The organism is Candidatus Electronema sp. PJ (genome assembly GCF_048287395.1).
GTDB lineage: Bacteria > Desulfobacterota > Desulfobulbia > Desulfobulbales > Desulfobulbaceae > Electronema.
On sequence record NZ_JBLWEO010000040.1, the window covers coordinates 1 to 17,609 of the forward strand.

Below are 17,609 nucleotides of genomic sequence, written 5' to 3' on the forward strand. Positions count from 1 at the left end.
GATCCACGCCAAGCGCAGATGTATTGAAAATACAGCATGTGAGCCATGATTATATGTTTCCATGCTCCCAGCTTAACCTAAGTTCCGCTGAAGCTGCCACCTGAAGGTGGGGGTTTTAACCCTCCCAAGTGAGGACAATAACTCCACCCACTCCAGCGGCGGCGAGTGCCAGCGTAATGCGAAACACCATGTATTGAAAGGCGGTCGGCTTCGGAAACCATACGGCCAGTACCAGCATTATCACGGCAAAACACAGGCCAAAGAAAAAGGCAAGCAGCTTGGTATGGGCTTCTAAGACTGCCAGAAACTCTGCAACTCTGCCGCGTTCTGGCTGCTTTTTCGCCATTCTTTTGGGAGTCGCCATCTGTTATCCTCTCAAAACAAGAATCGCTGCTTCATTCTCTGCAGTGCCTTGCGCTTCTGCGGGCATTTTGCCAACGCCCAAGCATTGTAAAAGAAAAATCGTTCGCTGGCACCGTTAAAAAGCGTGGTTGCCAGGCGTTCTGCTGCGCAGGAGGCTGAGAATAGCACGTTTTGGGCTGAAAACGGGAAAAATGCGGCCTGCAATGCCTCATTGTAAGCCTGCAACGAGGCGTTGCTGACTTGCAACGAGGCAAAGTAAACTTACATCGTCTTTTTTAGGCTTGCATCGTGGCATTGTAAGCCTACGATGAGGAGTTGCTGACTCACAATGAGGCAAAGTAAACTTACATCGTCATGTTTCATGCTTGCATCGTGGCGTTGTAAGCCTACAACGATGCGTTGTTGACTTGCAACGAGGCAAAGTAAACTGACATCGTCACGTTTCAGGCTTGCATCGTGGCGTTGTAAGCCTACAATGAGGCGTTGTTGACTTGCAACGAGGCAAAGTAAACTTACATCGTTGCGTTTCAGGCTTACATCGTAGCGTTGTAAGTCTACAATGAGGTGTTGTTGACTTGCAACGAGGCAAAGTAAACTTACATCGTGGCGTTGCAAGCCTATAATGAGGTTATGCTGACTTAACACAGTGCTCTGAAAAAGGGAAGCGCAGTTTTTTCTGCTGAAAATTTGCTCGCTTCAGGATAATCTGGCCTAGGCAAGACTCGTTTTGCCCTGACACCCCATCCTCACCAGCTCCCAGTATTCTATGGAACAGCCTATTCAAGAAGCAATCAAACAGCGGCGAAGCATCCGGGAATTCACCGAACAACCTGTAGAGCGCGATCTGCTGGAACGCATCATCACCGCAGGCATCTGGGCACCATCTGGCCTGAACAACCAGCCCTGGCGATTCGTGCTCATTCGTGATCAGGACATCCGTACCCAGCTTGCGCAATTGACCCACTATGCGCATATTGTCAAAGCTGCATCTGCCCTTATTGCCGTTTACCTTGATCAGGAAAAGATGTATGATCGGGTAAAAGATCATCAGGCTGCCGGGGCTTGCATCCAGAATATGCTTCTTGCGGCGCATGAACTGGGTCTTGGTGCTGTTTGGCTCGGCCAGATTCTTGCCAACAAGGAAAAAGTGAATGAAGTGCTGCGGCTCGACAGCCATTACGAGCTTGCGGCCTTGCTTGCCTTGGGATATCCACAGCATCGGAATCAGCAGTCGCAGCGGCTGCCGCTGGAAACCTTTATTTTATACGAATTCGGAGGAACTAACTCATGAAACAAGGCACTTTGTCTGTGAAAACCGTGCTGTTTGCCCTGCTCCTTTCCCTTTCTGGCTGCGTTGTTCCTGGCACTTCTATGCGGAATGATTTCTACGGCCTGCCGCCCATCCCTAATTTCGCTGATGACATTCACGACATCATGATGCCTGCGGAAATGGAATGGGATCGGACAAAATCTATGGCAATTAAGACGGAATCCTTTCACGGCGGGGTTTGGCATTACACTGGCAAGGTTGAGGCAATGTCGCTCAAGGATTTTATGCTCAGTTCCATGCAGGATGCCAAATGGAAGCTGGTTGGCGAAGCAGCCTCAACAGATATTATGTTCGCTTTTGTTAAACCGCACAAGACCTGCATGATGATCATCTCCGAAGGAGATTTTGGTAAAGCGGGTCTAACGCTCTATGTGACCATTGATAAGAGTGCGGCTGTGAAACTGAATCCTTTTGGCGAACCAGCAACAGGCAGCAGGCAGCGGCAGGAAAAGATGCCATCCATGCCCCAGGTGCAGCAGCTCGATCAGGTTCAGCCCATGGAGCAGATGCCGCAGAACAATTTTGAGTACTAGAGCAGGCCGTCATGTGCGTTTCCCTGGGCAGTAGAAAAATTCTCTTTGGGGTTTGCGGTTCTATCGCTGCCTTTAAGGCCGCTGCTTGGGTTCATGCTTTGGCCAAGGAAGAGGCGCAGGTAACGGTAGTCATGACCACAAGCGCAACCCGTTTTGTCGCGCCGCTCACTTTTGCCTCACTGTCTGGAAATCTCGCCTACACAGACATGTTTGCCGAAGGCATGGCCCACATTGCCCTTTCTGCCACAGCCGATGTCGTCCTGATTGCCCCAGCTACTGCCCAGACCATTGCTCGTTTAGCGCATGGGATGGCTGATGATTTGCTTTCGGCTTCTGTGCTGGCGAGTGCTGCACCAGTATTGATCTGTCCGGCCATGAATTCGCGAATGCTGGCGCATCCAGCTACGCAACGCAATCTCGCAACCCTGCGCGGTTTCGGTTATAAAATCGTTGAGCCGGAATGCGGGCGATTAGCCTGCGGCGAAGAGGGTGCAGGCCGATTGGCAGAATGGGACACCGTGCGCGAAGCCCTGCTTGGTCTGCTGGCTAACCAAGATATGGCTGGGCAAGAGGTGCTCATTACGGCTGGGCCAACACGGGAGCCGCTTGATCCCGCCCGTTTCCTCAGTAATCGTTCCAGTGGCAAGATGGGTTACGCGCTTGCCCGCACTGCAAAACGACGAGGCGCAGCTGTTACCCTGATTTCTGGCCCTGTTGCCTTGGAGCCTCCGCCTGGTGTACATCTCGTGCAGGTAGAAACCGCTTTGGAAATGGCTGAAGCGGTCAGTCGTTCTGCTCAAGCTGCTTCGATTGTGGTGAAAGCCGCAGCCGTGGCAGATTTCCGGGCAGCAGCTTTTTCTGCTCAAAAAATCAAAAAAACAACAGCCGAACCATTGCTGGAATTAGCCGCCAACCCGGATATTCTTGCCTCATTGGGCCGCAATCGACGGCCTGATCAGTTGCTGATCGGCTTTGCCGCAGAAAGCGGTAATCATGAAGCAGAAGGCAAGCGCAAACTGCTAGCCAAAAAGGCTGACTTAATCGTGGTCAACGACATCCTGGGTAGCAACACCGGCTTTGACGCTGACACCAATCAAGTCACCCTCATCACCTTAGACAACGTGGAGACACTCGAGCTGCTCTCCAAAGAAGAAACTGCGAACCGGATTTGGGACAAAGCAATGTCCCTGCTGGTCGGTAAAAGGAGACAGCATGGAACTGAGCAGGTCTGAACAGAAGCGGAGAATCAAACAACTTGAAGAGCTAACCGAGGAGCTGGCAGTTCTTCCCCCTGCTCTGCTTGATCAGCTGCCTGCGCCTGAAGAGGTGCGGATGCTGCTGAAGGAAACCGCTGATCTAGGAAGAGATGGCGCGAGGAAGCGACAGATTAAGCACATCACCAAACTGTTGCGGGAGGAATCCAGCGACGCGCTCTACCAGTTTCTCACAAAACGCAAGGGCGCAACGCTGCTCAAAAAGAAGCAGCAGCACGAGCTTGAGCATCTGCGCGATGCCTTGATTGAGGAGGCGATTGCTGTCCGCCGCAAAGCGAAGGAGCAGCAGGAAGATCTCACCGAGAACTGGTCTTCTGCGGTGGCTGAGGAGATCGCAGCAACGCTGCCTGCGGCGGACAAAAAGGAGCTGGTCCGGCTGGCCTTTTTCTTTGCCGTGAGCCGTAATCCCCGCCACAGCCGCGAGCTGTTCAGGATGCTGCAAGCAGCGCAGGGCGAGGCAGACAGAGAGATCAGCAGGCAGCTGGAGCAATAAACCGAGTTATTATCCAACATTCCGCAGCTTGCGGAAGACATGTCTGGCTCGTTTATAGAGGAGTTTGGCTCGGCCAGAAAGGAGTTGTACTCGGCAGAAGAGGAGTTCAGCTTGGCCAAACTCCTTGCCAAGTAAGCCAGAAAGGAGTTTTGCCGACCAAAACTCCTTTCTTAGTCGGCCAGACTTCTTTGCAACCTAGCCGGACTCCTTTCCTACTCGGCAAAACTCCTTTCTGGCCGAGCAAGACTCCTTTGTGAGTCGGCAGAACTCCTCTCTTGCCAAGCCAAACTTCTTGCCAACCGAGTAGCATTCCTTGGCAACAAGGATGGAGAGGAGACGATGAGGGCAAGATAGCTCTTACACCTGCTTGTTAACGAAAAGAATACGCTGCAATTTGCCGAAAAGGTCTGCATTCTAAAGTAATACCGGTTGTGGTGCAAGTCATTGTTCCCTGTTCTCTCGTAATATGCACGGGTATTCTTTTTTCCTGCCAGAGAATTTGATTTGCCGCTGCGGGAAAATATTTCTGCCGGGCTGATCGTCCAGCTGAAACCACAATCAGATGCGGCTGCACTGCTGTGAGAAAATCTTCGCCCGTTGAGGTACGGCTGCCATGATGGGCAGCTAGCAGTATATCTGCCTTCAGCTCTATGCCTTGTTGCAACAAAATGTCCTCACTCTGCTTGCCAATGTCGCCTGGCAGGAGAAAAGCCCGTTTGCCGTGCTGATAGCGCAGCACCAGTGCCGCATCGTTCACTTCTCCTGAGTGCCCCAGCAAGCCAGTCATACCTAAAACGGTCAGGGCAAAGTTGGTGCCGTGTGCTAATCTGCGGCCATTTTCAGGAATCAACACCTGAACGCCCTGCCCTGCCGCTTGATCGAGAATCTGCTGATAATTTTCCTCTCGGTGCGGGTCGCCATTGATCCAGAGGATTTTTGGGCGAAAATGGCGAAGGATAAAATCCATGCCGCTGAAGTGGTCGCGGTGTGGATGGCTGATCAGCACCTGATCAAGCCGCCAGATGCGCTGGCTCCAGAGATAGGGCGCGATGACCTGCTCGCCGATGTTCTGTCTGCCGATGTTGCCTGCGTCCGCAAGGATGCGGGAGCCGTCGGGTAGATGCAGGAAAACGGACGAACCTTGGCCAATATCGAGAAAGGCGACGGTACTCTTGCCCGGCTGCGGCGGAAACCAGAGTCCCCAGGTGAAATGGAGCACCAGCAGCACGGCTCCGATGAGGGCTGTCTGCCGATATTTGAGGCTCCAGAGCAGAAGGAGCATTCCGTAAAAGATAATCTCCGCTGCATTCGGGCTGATCATCCAGACAGAGGCCCAGGGAATCAAGCTGGCTAGGGCATTACAGCGCAAACCCACCCAAATGCCGAGGCTGCCGATCTTCAGAAGCAATGCCGCTACTGGCGGATAAAGGAAAAGGCAGGGAATGGCGAGCAAACCCCACGGCAAAGCCCAGAGACAGAGCAGCGGCTCGACGATGAGGTTCAACACAGGGCCGAGCAGGGGCAGGCGGTGGAAATAGAAGAGCTGAAAAGGCAGCGTGCCCAAGGTCGCAACGACAGAAACTAGCAAAGCGGCGAGGAGAGAGCGGGCAATCTTGAGCAGCAGCTTGGGCGGCTCATCGCTTTCGGCAGTTGGCGGCATGATCTGCGGCAAGAAAAGGATCAGGGCGGCAGTCGCACTGAAAGAAAGCTGAAACGAGGCGGTGAACAGGGGCAGCGGATTGCAGGCTAGCACCAGCAAGGCGGCGGCAGCCAGCAGATGCAGCATATCGTGTCGCCTGCGCAGGATGAGCGCGGCCAAGACTGCGGTTGCCATGAGCATTGCCCGCAGTACTGGCGTGTTCAGTCCGGCGATAAAGCCGTAAACCAGCAGCAGCGGCAAGGTGCCGAGCAGAGCCAGCGTCGGCACATGCGTGTGCAGCAGCAGCCACTCTGACCGCCGGAGCAGCCAGTTGAGGAGCAGGCCGTTCATCAGGCCGAGTAGGCCCATGTGCAGACCGGAAACCGAGAGGATATGCAGTGTGCCTGCGTCCCGGAACTGTTCCAGAAGCTGCGGAGACACGGCGGCCTGGCTGCCAATGAGCAGGGCTTGATACACGCCCGCCAGCTCCGGGCTGAGATGCTGGCGAAGAAAGCGGCCTGCCTTCTGCCGCACCTGTTCAGGCAGCCAGCGCAGGTTGGGCTGGCGTTGGCGATCGAGCAGGAGCACGTCCGCCCGCCCGTCAATCCAGCCGCTCAGGTAAATGCCTTTTGCCGCCAAGTGACCCTGATAGTCAAACGCGCCCGGTGTGTTGAAACTCTCCGACGGGCCGACTTTGGCCAAGAGCATCAGCGACAGACCGGGCCGTAGGTCGTCCGCTTGGCCCGGCATAGCCAGCCGCACCCGCCCGCGCACCGCCTGCCACGTTTTGTCGAGCAGTACCTCTTCCGTCTCCAGCTCAAAACGGGAGATGATTTCGCCGTCCTGCTCGCTTTCCTCGATCATGCTCGCCAGCGTACCGACAAGAGTGACGCGCCGCTCCTCAGTGAGCAAGGCCGCGAGCTGCCCGGCGGTGTGCGGCTTTGCTAAATGATGGAGCAGGTTGATCTGTCCGACCAGGAAGAAGATGGGCAGGCTGAGAAAAAGGGCGGCGCGGGGCTGGCGGTGATGAAGGAGAAGGGCGGCTCCGATGAGCAGAACCAACGCGATGATGAGCACCTGCTCAGGCAGGAAATGCGAGCGACCCGCGCTGATGCCGAGGATGAAACAGATCGTGACTGGCAGGAGGATGTTGTATTCGCACCAGCGGAGGACGGCTGCTGCTGGGGTGGGCATTGATCACTGGAGATCGGAGAGCATCTTCTGGAGGGTTTCCGAAAGCGGCGGAATATGTTTTTCACAAACCCAGAAGATTTCCTCGGCATCCACATTGAAATACTGATGAGCAATAATATCCCGCAAGCCTTTTGTACCCTTCCAATCAATTTCAGGGTAGTTTTTCAAAAGTTCGCCCTTGGTTATTTTGTCTATATTCTTCAGGCTCTCGCCAATTGCTATCAGCAACATACAAATCGAATCCAGCCTCTCCATGCCGAATTCTGAGTTCGTGAAATCGGCAACGTTGTTAATTTTCTCAAAACGCCGGGTTATCTTTTCTGTTGCCTCCAAGGTTTGCTTCAGAATATCAAGAACAAGCTCCTTATCATACATACTGAACATCTCTGTCTATCCGTTTTTTCAGGTAAGGATTCATGGTAGCCCGGATGCGGACGAGATCAACAGGTTTATTAAAAATAGCTTCAAGTTCTTCTTTGATGTGAACTAATATATATAGATCAGGAAGTTGTGTTTCGAGAACAATATCAATATCACTCGCATCTGTTGCCTGTCCGGTGGAATAGGAGCCGAATATTCCTATATTGTTGATGCCGTATTTTGCAGAGTTCTCCCGTTTGTACTGCGCTAAGATTTTCAAGATTTCCGAGCGAGTCATATTTGTTTCCTTCAGAGTTGAGCGCGGCAGGAATGGACTGCATGTTGGTTTGAATGCGCTTTTAAAGGAAAGCGGCCTGGATGTCTGATGTTTTCGAGGCTTAAATCAACATCAAGATCAGGCCAGTAAAAATGTCCCGGTGATACCTCCTGCATCTTGAGGATTTTATTAAGAGTCGCTTCTTTAAACCAAGGAAATTCATCGTATGACATAAATAATTCTTGGTCGGATGTCAATAGCCATACGCCATGACTTGAAACGTGGGTAATCTCAGGTGTGAAAGTGCCTTTTCCAAGCATCTGAAAGCTGCTCATAATGCGCCTCGATATTTGCTCGATATATACCTGAGCGAGTCATAGTGGCTTTCTACAAGATGAACTCGGCAGGCAGTGAAACTAATATTTCGCTGCAATGCATAACGATCTATCTGCTATGAGCTTTGTTTATTGTATTAAGAACTATTTTGTATTCATCCTCTTCATGTTTCTGTCTCAGAATGAACTGTATTGCTTGGCGAACCAGAATGAAATTCTCTCTACATTCTTCTTCAGACAATTCATGTATTCCTTTGCTCAAGATACTATAGAGATTCGCAGAGCCTACGAGCCTTGCAGGAAGATAATTTTTTAATATTATTATCTTCTCATGCATTCTTGCTCGGTCAAACTCCTTGATATCTATGGCCGATTCACCTTCGGCTTGCGCCCGTGCTTCATCTACCAATTTTTCAAATATCCTACGAAGGTAAACAAAAGAACCAATTCCAACACCGTGAGCGAACAAGCCTATAGCAGTTCCTAATTCTTTGCGAAGTTCTGGCGAAAGTCTCTTGTAAGACTCATCGAGTTCACCAAAATCTGTATCTGCTTTCGATGGATATTGACCAATTTTTACCAAATTATCTTCTTTTCTGTCAAACAGAGCATAGAAATTATGATTACATAACATTGCCGGGTAAAGTTTTCTTTGCCTAGTACATTGACCTTGAACAACTACCAATCCGTACTTTTTTGTTTTCTTTGCTTCATCTGCCAACTGGTAAGCTGGAGGCCCAACTATACGAAATACGCTTTTTGATTCACACTCAGAACAATAAGCATCGATTGTTCCACTCTTCGTTAATCGAAAAAAAGTTGCATCATCTACCCCTGATAAATCGTATTCAGTATAAATAGGATCATCTACGAATACTTTCTGATTATTATCAAACTTTTTCGCCGCTGCTTTCATTCTGTCCCGTAAATAGAAAATACAAAAAGATCGAGAAACTCTCTCCAATTCCTCTCTATTAGAGAGAGAACATTACCCACGCCGCCCGTAAAAATCAAGTCCATTCAGCACCCCAGCAGCTCCCTCACCGCCTGCACATGCCGCTCCACGCCGCCGCGCTGCTGCTCGACCAGCGTCCGCGCTGCCTTTGACATCTCCTCATGTAGCGTGTCATCGCGGAGGATAGCGGCGGCGGTTTCAGCCAGAGTCTCCGCTGTGACCATCTTCGCTCCACCGCTGTCAGTTAAATTGTGAGCAATCTCGGCAAAATCCTCCATGTGCTGGCCAAAGAGCACCGGTACGCCCTGCGCCGCCGCCTCAATCGGGTTGTGGCCGCCCTCATCCACCAAACTGCCGCCGATAAAGGCTAATCGAGCGAGACCATAGCAAGAAGCCAGCTCACCGATGGTATCTAAGATAAGAACAGGGCTTTCTGGCTCTATGCTGCCGCTGCTGCGGAGAGTTGCACTCAAGCCAAAGCTGTGGGCTAGTCTGACCAATTCTTCTCCCCGCGCGATCTTGCGCGGTGCAAGGATCAAATGTAGGGGCGAACCCCTGTGTTCGCCCTCTTTGTCAGGGCAGACACGGGGGTCTGCCCCTACATTTTTGAATGCGGCGAAAATCAGCTCCTCCTCACCGGGATGGGTGGAGCCGCAGACCCAGATGCTTTTGCCGTTAAAGGCGGGATAGTCAAAGGGAACAGCGCGGCTAACTGATAGATCGTATTTCAAATTGCCGAAGCAGACGACCTGCTCTGCTGGGATGCCGAGCGCGAGCATTTTGTCCCTGTCCTGCCCGGTTTGCATGGAGAGCAAGCTGAAGCAGCGGAACATCGGCTGAAAGAAGAAGCTCAAGCGGTGATAGAATGCGAAGGACTGCTCGGAAATCCGGCCATTGACCAGCATGACCGGCACTTGCTGCCGCTTGAGTTGCTGGAGCCAGTTCGGCCAGAAGTCGGTCTCAACGAGAATGAAGCAATTCGGCCTGATGACAGCAAGATATCGCCGGATAGCAAACGGCACATCCAGCGGGCTGAACAGGACAAGATCAACATGCGGGGCCATCAGCTGTTCCGCCAGCTCCTTGCCACTGCGGGTTGTCGCGGTGAAGACGAGCGTAGCCGGGCGGATGCTCTCTCGGATGGCCTTAACTAAAGGCAGGGCGGAAGTAACTTCGCCAACAGAGAGGGCATGAAGCCAAATAACCGGCCCTGATTGAGTGGCAGATAAGTGCGCCTTAATCTGCTGCGTCTGGAAGCCCAGCCGTTGCAGAGTGCAGCCACGGTATTTTTTCTGGAACAGGATGACAGGCAGAATCAGCGGCAGCAGAAGCAGAATGAGAACAGCAAGCAGGGCATTGTAAACCAGGAACATGGACAGCTTTCAGATGGCAGTCTCTTAGACCTGTTGCATAAGGCCAATAAGGGCTTCGTACTTGCCCCTGGTGGCCGCAAGCAAGGCACGGGAAGCTCGCCTTGCCTGAACAAGCTCTGCGCGCCGCCTTTGGAAAGCATGCAGGCATAGCGTATTGCGGCATGCAGGCATAGCGTATTGTGGCATGCAGGCATAGCGTGTTGCGGCATGCAGGCATGGCGTATTGCGGCATGCAGGCATAGCGTATTGCGGCATGTAGGCATAGCGTATTGCGGCATGCAGGCATGGCGTGTTGCGGCATGCAGGCATGGCGTGTTGCGGCATGCAGGCATAGCGTGTTGCGACATGCAGGCATAGCGTGTTGCGGCATGCAGGCATGGCGTGCGACCCTTTCTTCATACCACCTCGATGCCCTCGCCCTCATCCGCAAAACTGGGCCGCTGTTCTGGGGAATAGGCCACTCTCCCCTTTTCGGCCAGCAGCTCCTCAAAGCGGAGCAGGTCATGTTCATCAGACAGTTCGTCTAACCCAAGCTGTTCAAAACGGCAATCACAATGAATGAGCTGGCCGCCACACCAAGGGCAAAGCTCCACAGGACAGCCGAGTTCGTGCAACTCACCGGTGCTGGCCTGACAAGCAGGGCAAAGATCCATATCTGTTTGCAGCGGCTGGTATTCAGGGAAATTGCTGATGCTCTCAGCAAGCGACTTGAACTCCTCAGCTGAGGCAAAACCGAAAAAGTCGAGCAGGTCGCGGTCAAGCCAGCCTTCCCGCAAGCTGCCATTGAATTCAATGCCCTCGCTGGAAACGAGATAGAGATAGGTATCCACTGCGGTCACAGCTGCTATAAGAAACACGCCCTGCTGCCTGCTGATGGTGCGCAGCTCCTTGATCCAATCGTTCTCTGCCTCAGGCAAGCGACTGTAAAACTCCTCGAAGACCAAGAGGGCAGTGCGGTCTTCGCCAAAAACCAGCAAGAGGTCTAGGGCTGCATCGAGTTCGTTGTCTGGCACAGCGTAGCGCATCAGCGTTTGAATGCGCCGCTGCTGCTTGTCTATCTCGTTTATCATTGCTTTGTCGTGCTCTAGGACGGAAGGGAGCCTTGATCTTTTCGGGGAAGTGCAGTAGACTTGCAGGCTGTATGATCTGATCGCCCGGAATTCCGTGCAGCTCTCCCGCAGCATTGTACCCGGCCAGAATGAACCGCGCATTATCTTTTCCGCCTAGCAGAGGTGCCTATCATGAACAGCAGCGACAATGCCCTCCTCACCATTGAGGGCAAAACCTACAGCCTGCCTATCGTCCACGGGACAGAAGGTGAACGAGCCATTGACATCAGCAAGCTGCTCCAGGAGACAGGCTGCACAACGCTAGACTTAGGTTACAAGAACACCGCCTCATGCACTAGCCGGATCACCTTTCTGAATGGCAACAAAGGTATCCTCAGCTACCGGGGTTACGGGATTGAAGAGCTGGCCGAAAAATGTCTGTTCATCGAGGTAGCCTATCTGCTGGTGCATGGTCATCTGCCCACAGCTACAGAATACGACCATTTCCGCAACTTACTCAACCGGTTCTCGCTGATTCATGAGGACATGATCCATTTCTTCGATCATTTCCCCCCCAGTGCGCCGCCAATGGCCATCCTTTCAGTGATGGTCAACAGCCTGTGCAGCTATTACCCGGAGATGAACGACGATTTGACCACGGACATTGATTTGACAGCGGCACGGTTGATCTCAAAGATTCGCACTATTGCCGCTTTCTCTTACAAGAAGAGCTTAGGTAAGCCGCTGATCTATCCACGCCCGGAGCTGCCCTACTGTGCCAACTTCCTTAACATGATGTTTGACAATCCGGTAGAGCCATATACGGTGCGCCCAGAGGCGGTTGCAGCTCTCAACAAGCTGCTCATCCTCCATGCCGACCATGAGCAGAATTGCTCAACTGCCACTGTGCGCTTGGTGGGTAGTGCTGGGGTGAATCTGTATGCCTCTATCGCCGCAGGCATTAATGCCCTCTGGGGGCCGCTGCACGGCGGGGCCAATGAAGCGGTGATTGCCATGCTGGAGGCCATCCATCAGGACGGCGGCAATTTCCAGAAATACATTGATAAGGCAAAAGACAAGTCCGATGCTTTCAAACTCTCCGGCTTTGGTCATCGGGTGTATAAGACCTTTGACCCACGCGGCAAGATCATTAAGAATGCCTGCGATGAGCTGCTGGCTGTGCTGAACGTGCATGATCCGCTGCTGGAGATCGCGCTCCGGCTCGAGGAAGTCGCGCTTAAGGATGCGTATTTTATCGAGCGCAACCTCTTCCCCAATGTCGATTTTTACTCCGGCATTATCTACCGCGCCTTGGGTATCCCGACCAACATGTTCACCGTGATGTTTGCCCTTGGTAGGCTACCCGGCTGGATTGCCCAATGGAAAGAGCAGCAGGAAGATCCCCGCTCTAAGATTGGACGACCTCGGCAGGTGTATATGGGTGAACCAGCCCGGCCTTTTGTGCCGATGTCGGAGCGGTGAACGATGCGGCTCTTTGTTGCCCTTGATTTGCCAGAAACCATCCAGGAGCAGCTTCAGCTGATCTCCTGTGGTTTGCCTGGCGCACGTTGGGTACAGAGTGAGCAACTCCATTTGACCCTGCGCTTTATTGGTGAGGCAGACGGAAGCGAGTTGCAGGAGATCAGGGAGAGTTTGGCCTTTGTCCGCTGCCGAGCTTTTTCTCTCTGCTTACAGGGTGTCGGTTTTTTTCCACCTCGGCAGGAGCCGCATACGCTCTGGGCAGGCGTGGAGCATTCTGAGTCGCTGCTCCAGCTCCACCGGCAGATTGAATCAGCCTTAAAACGCATTGGCCTGAAACCTGAGCAACGGAACTTCGCGCCCCATATTACCTTGGCCCGCTTGCATCACACCCAGCCAGGCAAAATAGGCAGCTTTCTCGAACAGCATAGCCTGCTGTTCAGCCCGCCCTTTCAGGTAAATACCTTTCAGTTGTATCGGAGCATTCTGGGATCAGAAGGCTCGCGGTATTATGTTGAGGAAGAATATCCGCTGGTCGTCGGATAAAAAAAAGGCTAGTGAATTGTTCTCATTCACCAGCCTTGGATCGTCTTTGGAGGCGACGAGCGGATTTGAACCGCTGAATAAAGGTTTTGCAGACCTCTGCCTTACCACTTGGCTACGTCGCCTTACTGTGCGGCATTTATACTCCATCTGAGGTAATCTTGACAAGGGGAAAATCAAAGGCGGCTTTTTTTTCAGCCGAGACACATGACCATCACGCTTGAAGAGCTGACCCAGCAGCATGGCGAGCAGCTCACTGGACTTCAGGGGAAGCTCGGCTATGCCTTTAAAAAGGTCAGTCTGCTCCAGCAGGCCCTGATTCACAGCTCTTTTGCCTTTGAGCGGCTTAACTGCGGCAGGCACAATGAGACACTCGAATTTCTCGGCGATGCGGTGCTGGATATGGCGATTGGCCATCTCCTCTTTCTCCGCTTTCCCAACCTGCGCGAGGGCAAACTGACCCGAATCCGGGCTGCTTTGGTCAACGAAAGCAGTTTGGCCGCTCTTGCTCGCAGTTTTGAGCTGGGCAAGTATCTCTTTCTCGGTCGGGGTGAAGACAGTTCCAGTGGCCGGGAAAAGCCCTCGATTCTCTGCGGCACTTATGAGGCGGTCATTGGGGCCATGTTTCTCGACAGCAGCTATGAGACCGTGCAGACGCATGTGCGGCAGAATTTCGGCTCGCTGATTGATCAGCAGGGCGAGCAACTTATCTCGGTTGATGCGAAAAGCAAGCTCCAGGAGCAGCTTCAGGAACAGCACAATGAGGGGCCGCAGTACGTGCTTGAGGCCGAGGAAGGCCCTGCCCATGCGCGTCTGTTCACCATCTCGGTCCGTTTCCACGATCAGACACTTGGTTCTGGCTGCGCCTCCAGTAAGAAGGAGGCCGAGCAGCGAGCCGCCGCCGCCGCCTTGGCTTTTCTCCAAGAGCAAAAGCAGGCCGTTTGCTGAATCCCTTGCCAGGTTGTGAGTCAGGATTCCTTTGCCGTATTTCGACAGGTTAATCTTTTTTGCATCTTTCTTATAGAGCATTATCAGCGGGAGACCCATGAATAGCATTCGCCAATCTACAGTAGCTACCTTCTTCACCTTGCTCCTCACGCTGGCTGTTACCAGCCCGCTCAAAGCGGAGAACAGTATCAAGTTCCTGGAAAAGGAGCTGATCAAAAAACTCAATCACAGCATTTACGAAGTAGTCACGCCAAAGCTGGAAAACAGCAAGATTGAGTATGATCGCAAGCTGCCCTTTGACAAATTAGACTTCAAAGAGCGAAACGAGAAATATAACAGCATCGGCACAGCCTTTTTCATCAACGACAAAGAACTGATGACCGCAGGCCATGTCTTTAGCCCCATGTATTTCTCCTTGCACAAGAACTATTTCATCCGGGATGGCGAAGGCAAAGTCTATCCGATCAGTCAAATCCGCAAATATTCCACCATGCGCGATATGCTGGTCTTTGATTTGGCGCAGTACCCAGCCCAAATCACGCCGTTGAAGTTCAGTGGCCCGCTCGAAATCGGGGATACAGTCTTTTCCGCAGGCAATGCTCTCGGTGAAGGGATCTCTTATCGGGCTGGGCAGGTAGCTTCCTTTACTGACGAACGCGAGTACGGGCTGTGGAAGGACATTCGCTTCTCCTCGCCTGCTTCACCAGGCAATAGCGGTGGCCCTTTACTCAATGTGACCGGTGAAGTTGCCGGTGTGATTGTCCAGCGAGCCAATGCTGGCGAGAATTACAACATCGCTGTGCCGATTGCCGAAGCCGCGAAGCTGACGGACAAGGCAGAGTTCCAGCTGCGCAACGTCGCGGTGGAGATTGCAGGCACCGATGAGACCGTAACCAAGGATTGGTCGTACAATCTGCCCCTGCCTGCGCCCGTAGCAGAGGTAGCAGAAAAAGCGCAGAACGCCTTGGACGAGTTTCACCAAAGCCTAGCTGCCGAGCTGATGGAAAAGGTCAAAGCAAAGAACTTTCCCGTCGGTGATCGCTTTCGCCACGCCCTGCGTAATCAACCTATCTTCCAGGGTTTCGCCTCTCTCATCCCAGATATTGATTTCAAAAAGTGGGAGATCGTTGGCTACACCTTAGACAAACTGCCGCTCTCTGCTGATCAGAACGTGTATCGCAGTGAATCCCTCCATTTTGCCTTTCAGTCCTTGATCGAGAAAGCCCCAGGAACCCCGCTCAAGACCTTTCTTGACTCGCCAAAACTGATGATGGACACTTTGCTGCAAGCCATTCCCTATTATCGCTATGTAGGCCAGGAAAAAGTCCGCATTACCAGCTTTGGCAAACCTGATCAGCAGAGCACCTGGCTGGATAAGCTCGGTAGAAAGTGGTCGTATTACCTCTGGTTCAGCGACCATAACAACACCTTCCTCACTAGCCACTGTCTGCCGCACCCAAAAGGTGTGCTCTGCAACATGACCGTGAAATCCGCAGGTGCTCTCAAGCTAAATTATTTAGGGACCATCAAGGACAACAGCGACGAAATAGCTGTTGGCTATGAAGGCGACGTGGATGACTGGGCTGAATATCTGTCCTTGGGCGATAACTATCTGCCCGCCTTTTTCCAGAACGCCGCAATTGCCCGGGAAGACAACAAGCTGAAGGTAAAACTCAAAGATTTCCAGTTTGCCTTTAGCAATCCCAAGATCAGCGGCAAATCCTCCCTGCACCTCCACCTTGGCTATGCCAACGACCAGCTCTTAGCTGAGGATTTGGTGCACTTAGAGCTATTTCCCCAAAAAGGCAACCCGACACAATACAGCATCCGCCCCCTGTTTGAGGCCAGTGCCTTTGATCAGGAGAGCTACAGCGCGAGTTGGGGCGAGGCCGCGCAAGGTAAAGGCGAATTTTCTGGCAAAGTGATCGACAAAGACAACCGCCACATTATCCAGAAGATTGCCCCACAGACCAAGAAAACCCTGACCACCTTTGACAACCAGAAAATCGACAAGGTGTATGCTGTTGGCTGCGCTTACAAAACAGCCGCAGAAGAGGAAAACGACATTGAGAAGGACTGCGACAGCTTCTTCAAAGGGATTGAGTTCTTCTGAGCAGAAACGCCGGGACTCAGCAGCGTTTTCTCGCAGGTAGCACTGAAAAGATACGCCGTGATCATCCCCATCTTCATCCCGCATGAAGGCTGCCCGCACCGTTGTCTGTTCTGCAATCAGCATCGCATCAGCGGCCAGGTCGGGAAACCGGTGACAGCAGAGGCTGTACAGGCAGAGATTCAAACGTGGCTGGAGAGAACCCCGCCCCACCAGAAGACGCAGGTGGCTTTTTATGGCGGCAGCTTCACGGCTCTGCCTCGCTTGCGGCAAAAAGAGCTGTTGAACGCCGCCGCACCTTTTCTGGAGTCAGGGCAGGTGCAGTCGCTCCGGCTTTCCACCCGGCCTGATTGCCTTGATGATGAGCAAGCCGCCTTTCTCAAGGCGCATCAGGTCGCGACAGTCGAGCTAGGCGTGCAGTCCATGAATGAGCAGGTGCTTGCTCTTGCTCGGCGGGGCCATTCTGTGGCTGCGGTGGAACAGGCAATGCTTGTGCTGCGACAAGCCAAGCTGGAAATTGGCATCCAACTGCTGCTTGGTCTGCCTGGCGACAAGCGCGCCTCGCTGCGGCACACGGTTGAGCAGGTAATTCTCCTGCGGCCTGACTTTGTGCGCATCTATCCGATCCTGGTGCTGCGTGGCAGCGGGCTGGCAGAGCTGTATGAGCAAGGCCGTTATCAGCCCTTCAGCCTGGATAAGGCGGTGCTCCTCGCGGCCTTCATGAAAAAGCGTTTTGCCCAAGCTGGCATCCCGGTTATCCGGCTTGGGTTGCAGGCCGGAGCGGAATTGGAGTCCTCGTTACTCGCTGGGCCGTGGCATCCCGCCTTTGGTGAGTTGGTTAGCTCGCGCTTGATGTTTCGACAAACGAAAAAGCTCCTGGCCCAAGCCAAGACCAACCAGGTTTGCCTGCAGATCAACCCGCGAGATCAGTCTGTGTTTCGAGGCATAAAGGCAGCAAATATCGCCAGACTCGAGCAGCTCGGCCTCTGGCAACGTATCAGCTTAGTTACCGATCCTGCGCAGGAAAGAGGCTTCATAAAAATGGTCGCCAGAGAGGAGTGCGGCTCGTTTACCCAGGAGTTTGGCTCGGTAAACAAGAGTTGTTGCCGAGCCACAACCTTCTCTGGCTTGGCAACAAAAGGTTCTGGTTAAGCAACAAAGAGTTCTGGCCGAGCCACCAAGAGTTGTTGTTAAGCAAGAACCTTCTTCTGTCGAGCAACAACATTCTCTTGCTCGGCCACAAAATGTTGTTGTTGAGCCACAAAGAGTTCTGGCCGAGCAAGAAAGAGTTGTGGTTAAGCAAGAACCTTCTTTTGCCGAGCCACAACCTTCTCTAGATCGGCAAGAAAAGGTT

General features: G+C 52.8%; 18 protein-coding genes and 1 tRNA gene. 9 read left to right on the forward strand and 10 right to left on the reverse strand.

The features are described from left to right. Positions 1-115: 115 nt before the first annotated feature. Positions 116-364: a hypothetical protein gene (locus tag ACNKIB_RS05630; protein WP_417909569.1), complete on the reverse strand. Its 249-nt coding sequence runs from the start codon at positions 362-364 to the stop codon at positions 116-118. An 11-nt stretch (positions 365-375) separates the two neighbouring features. Further along, complete coding sequence (locus tag ACNKIB_RS05635; protein WP_417909570.1) at positions 376-588, reverse strand: hypothetical protein; 213 nt, start codon at positions 586-588, stop codon at positions 376-378. 541 nt (positions 589-1,129) lie between these two features. On the opposite strand from ACNKIB_RS05635, the gene ACNKIB_RS05640 reads away from it, so the two are divergent. From ACNKIB_RS05640 to ACNKIB_RS05655, 4 genes are read left to right on the forward strand one after another with little or no spacing between them, the layout of a single operon-like run. Further along, the gene (locus tag ACNKIB_RS05640; RefSeq protein WP_417909571.1) at positions 1,130-1,654 is read left to right on the forward strand and encodes a nitroreductase family protein; all 525 of its coding nucleotides are present in this window, start codon (positions 1,130-1,132) and stop codon (positions 1,652-1,654) included. Then, positions 1,651-2,226: a hypothetical protein gene (locus tag ACNKIB_RS05645; RefSeq protein ID WP_417909572.1), complete on the forward strand. Its 576-nt coding sequence runs from the start codon at positions 1,651-1,653 to the stop codon at positions 2,224-2,226. The genes ACNKIB_RS05640 and ACNKIB_RS05645 overlap by 4 nt, the downstream gene beginning before the upstream one ends. A gap of 11 nt (positions 2,227-2,237) precedes the next feature. Beyond that, positions 2,238-3,458 carry a bifunctional phosphopantothenoylcysteine decarboxylase/phosphopantothenate--cysteine ligase CoaBC gene (coaBC, locus tag ACNKIB_RS05650; RefSeq protein WP_417909573.1) on the forward strand — a complete coding sequence of 407 codons (1,221 nt, stop codon included), beginning with the start codon at positions 2,238-2,240 and terminating at the stop codon, positions 3,456-3,458. After that, the gene (locus tag ACNKIB_RS05655; RefSeq protein WP_417909574.1) at positions 3,439-3,993 is read left to right on the forward strand and encodes a DUF615 domain-containing protein; all 555 of its coding nucleotides are present in this window, start codon (positions 3,439-3,441) and stop codon (positions 3,991-3,993) included. Before coaBC ends, ACNKIB_RS05655 begins: the two co-directional genes overlap by 20 nt. 370 nt (positions 3,994-4,363) lie before the next feature. Here the strand turns inward: ACNKIB_RS05655 and ACNKIB_RS05660 are convergent, their stop codons facing one another. The 7 genes from ACNKIB_RS05660 to ACNKIB_RS05690 form a co-directional block, all read right to left on the reverse strand. Further along, positions 4,364-6,826 (reverse strand): DNA internalization-related competence protein ComEC/Rec2, encoded by a 2,463-nt coding sequence (locus tag ACNKIB_RS05660; protein WP_417909575.1) that lies wholly within the window; start codon positions 6,824-6,826, stop codon positions 4,364-4,366. Positions 6,827-6,829: 3 nt separating this feature from the next. Beyond that, positions 6,830-7,201, reverse strand: coding sequence for a DUF86 domain-containing protein (locus tag ACNKIB_RS05665; RefSeq protein ID WP_417909576.1), 372 nt, complete (start codon positions 7,199-7,201; stop codon positions 6,830-6,832). After that, positions 7,194-7,484, reverse strand: a complete 291-nt coding sequence (locus ACNKIB_RS05670; RefSeq protein WP_417909577.1) for a nucleotidyltransferase family protein — start codon at positions 7,482-7,484, stop codon at positions 7,194-7,196. Before ACNKIB_RS05670 ends, ACNKIB_RS05665 begins: the two co-directional genes overlap by 8 nt. Positions 7,485-7,495: 11 nt before the next feature. Further along, entirely contained in the window at positions 7,496-7,798 is a 303-nt protein-coding gene (locus ACNKIB_RS05675) for a DUF2442 domain-containing protein (RefSeq protein WP_417909578.1), read from the reverse strand. 109 nt (positions 7,799-7,907) lie between these two features. Further along, positions 7,908-8,714: a hypothetical protein gene (locus tag ACNKIB_RS05680; protein WP_417909579.1), complete on the reverse strand. Its 807-nt coding sequence runs from the start codon at positions 8,712-8,714 to the stop codon at positions 7,908-7,910. A gap of 104 nt (positions 8,715-8,818) precedes the next feature. Then, entirely contained in the window at positions 8,819-10,126 is a 1,308-nt protein-coding gene (locus ACNKIB_RS05685) for a 3-deoxy-D-manno-octulosonic acid transferase (RefSeq protein ID WP_417909580.1), read from the reverse strand. A gap of 395 nt (positions 10,127-10,521) precedes the next feature. Next, positions 10,522-11,196 carry a hypothetical protein gene (locus ACNKIB_RS05690; RefSeq protein ID WP_417909581.1) on the reverse strand — a complete coding sequence of 225 codons (675 nt, stop codon included), beginning with the start codon at positions 11,194-11,196 and terminating at the stop codon, positions 10,522-10,524. A 171-nt stretch (positions 11,197-11,367) separates the two neighbouring features. Here ACNKIB_RS05690 and ACNKIB_RS05695 point away from each other — a divergent pair, with 171 nt between their 5' ends. Continuing rightward, complete coding sequence (locus ACNKIB_RS05695; protein WP_417909582.1) at positions 11,368-12,657, forward strand: citrate synthase; 1,290 nt, start codon at positions 11,368-11,370, stop codon at positions 12,655-12,657. Between the two features lie 3 nt (positions 12,658-12,660). Further along, a complete protein-coding gene (thpR, locus tag ACNKIB_RS05700) occupies positions 12,661-13,200 on the forward strand; it encodes an RNA 2',3'-cyclic phosphodiesterase (protein WP_417909583.1) in 540 nt (179 codons plus the stop codon). Positions 13,201-13,247: 47 nt separating this feature from the next. Here the strand turns inward: thpR and ACNKIB_RS05705 are convergent. Then, a tRNA-Cys gene (locus ACNKIB_RS05705) sits at positions 13,248-13,322 on the reverse strand. An 82-nt stretch (positions 13,323-13,404) separates the two neighbouring features. Between ACNKIB_RS05705 and rnc the strand changes: the two genes are divergently transcribed. The 3 genes from rnc (at position 13,405) to ACNKIB_RS05720 (ending at position 17,407) form a co-directional block, all read left to right on the forward strand. Then, positions 13,405-14,145, forward strand: coding sequence for a ribonuclease III (gene rnc / locus ACNKIB_RS05710; RefSeq protein ID WP_417909584.1), 741 nt, complete (start codon positions 13,405-13,407; stop codon positions 14,143-14,145). A gap of 97 nt (positions 14,146-14,242) precedes the next feature. Continuing rightward, positions 14,243-16,258: a S1 family peptidase gene (locus ACNKIB_RS05715; RefSeq protein ID WP_417909585.1), complete on the forward strand. Its 2,016-nt coding sequence runs from the start codon at positions 14,243-14,245 to the stop codon at positions 16,256-16,258. Positions 16,259-16,315: 57 nt separating this feature from the next. Beyond that, positions 16,316-17,407: an elongator complex protein 3 gene (locus ACNKIB_RS05720; RefSeq protein ID WP_417909586.1), complete on the forward strand. Its 1,092-nt coding sequence runs from the start codon at positions 16,316-16,318 to the stop codon at positions 17,405-17,407. Positions 17,408-17,609 lie beyond the last annotated feature (202 nt).

Coding starts and splice junctions, on each gene's coding strand:
- ACNKIB_RS05630 (WP_417909569.1), bottom strand. CDS start 364: ATGGCGACTCCCAAAAGAATGGCGAAAAAGCAGCCAGAACGCGGCAGA.
- ACNKIB_RS05640 (WP_417909571.1), top strand. CDS start 1,130: ATGGAACAGCCTATTCAAGAAGCAATCAAACAGCGGCGAAGCATCCGG.
- ACNKIB_RS05645 (WP_417909572.1), top strand. CDS start 1,651: ATGAAACAAGGCACTTTGTCTGTGAAAACCGTGCTGTTTGCCCTGCTC.
- coaBC (WP_417909573.1), top strand. CDS start 2,238: ATGTGCGTTTCCCTGGGCAGTAGAAAAATTCTCTTTGGGGTTTGCGGT.
- ACNKIB_RS05655 (WP_417909574.1), top strand. CDS start 3,439: ATGGAACTGAGCAGGTCTGAACAGAAGCGGAGAATCAAACAACTTGAA.
- ACNKIB_RS05660 (WP_417909575.1), bottom strand. CDS start 6,826: ATGCCCACCCCAGCAGCAGCCGTCCTCCGCTGGTGCGAATACAACATC.
- ACNKIB_RS05665 (WP_417909576.1), bottom strand. CDS start 7,201: ATGTATGATAAGGAGCTTGTTCTTGATATTCTGAAGCAAACCTTGGAG.
- ACNKIB_RS05670 (WP_417909577.1), bottom strand. CDS start 7,484: ATGACTCGCTCGGAAATCTTGAAAATCTTAGCGCAGTACAAACGGGAG.
- ACNKIB_RS05675 (WP_417909578.1), bottom strand. CDS start 7,798: ATGAGCAGCTTTCAGATGCTTGGAAAAGGCACTTTCACACCTGAGATT.
- ACNKIB_RS05680 (WP_417909579.1), bottom strand. CDS start 8,714: ATGAAAGCAGCGGCGAAAAAGTTTGATAATAATCAGAAAGTATTCGTA.
- ACNKIB_RS05685 (WP_417909580.1), bottom strand. CDS start 10,126: ATGTTCCTGGTTTACAATGCCCTGCTTGCTGTTCTCATTCTGCTTCTG.
- ACNKIB_RS05690 (WP_417909581.1), bottom strand. CDS start 11,196: ATGATAAACGAGATAGACAAGCAGCAGCGGCGCATTCAAACGCTGATG.
- ACNKIB_RS05695 (WP_417909582.1), top strand. CDS start 11,368: ATGAACAGCAGCGACAATGCCCTCCTCACCATTGAGGGCAAAACCTAC.
- thpR (WP_417909583.1), top strand. CDS start 12,661: ATGCGGCTCTTTGTTGCCCTTGATTTGCCAGAAACCATCCAGGAGCAG.
- rnc (WP_417909584.1), top strand. CDS start 13,405: ATGACCATCACGCTTGAAGAGCTGACCCAGCAGCATGGCGAGCAGCTC.
- ACNKIB_RS05715 (WP_417909585.1), top strand. CDS start 14,243: ATGAATAGCATTCGCCAATCTACAGTAGCTACCTTCTTCACCTTGCTC.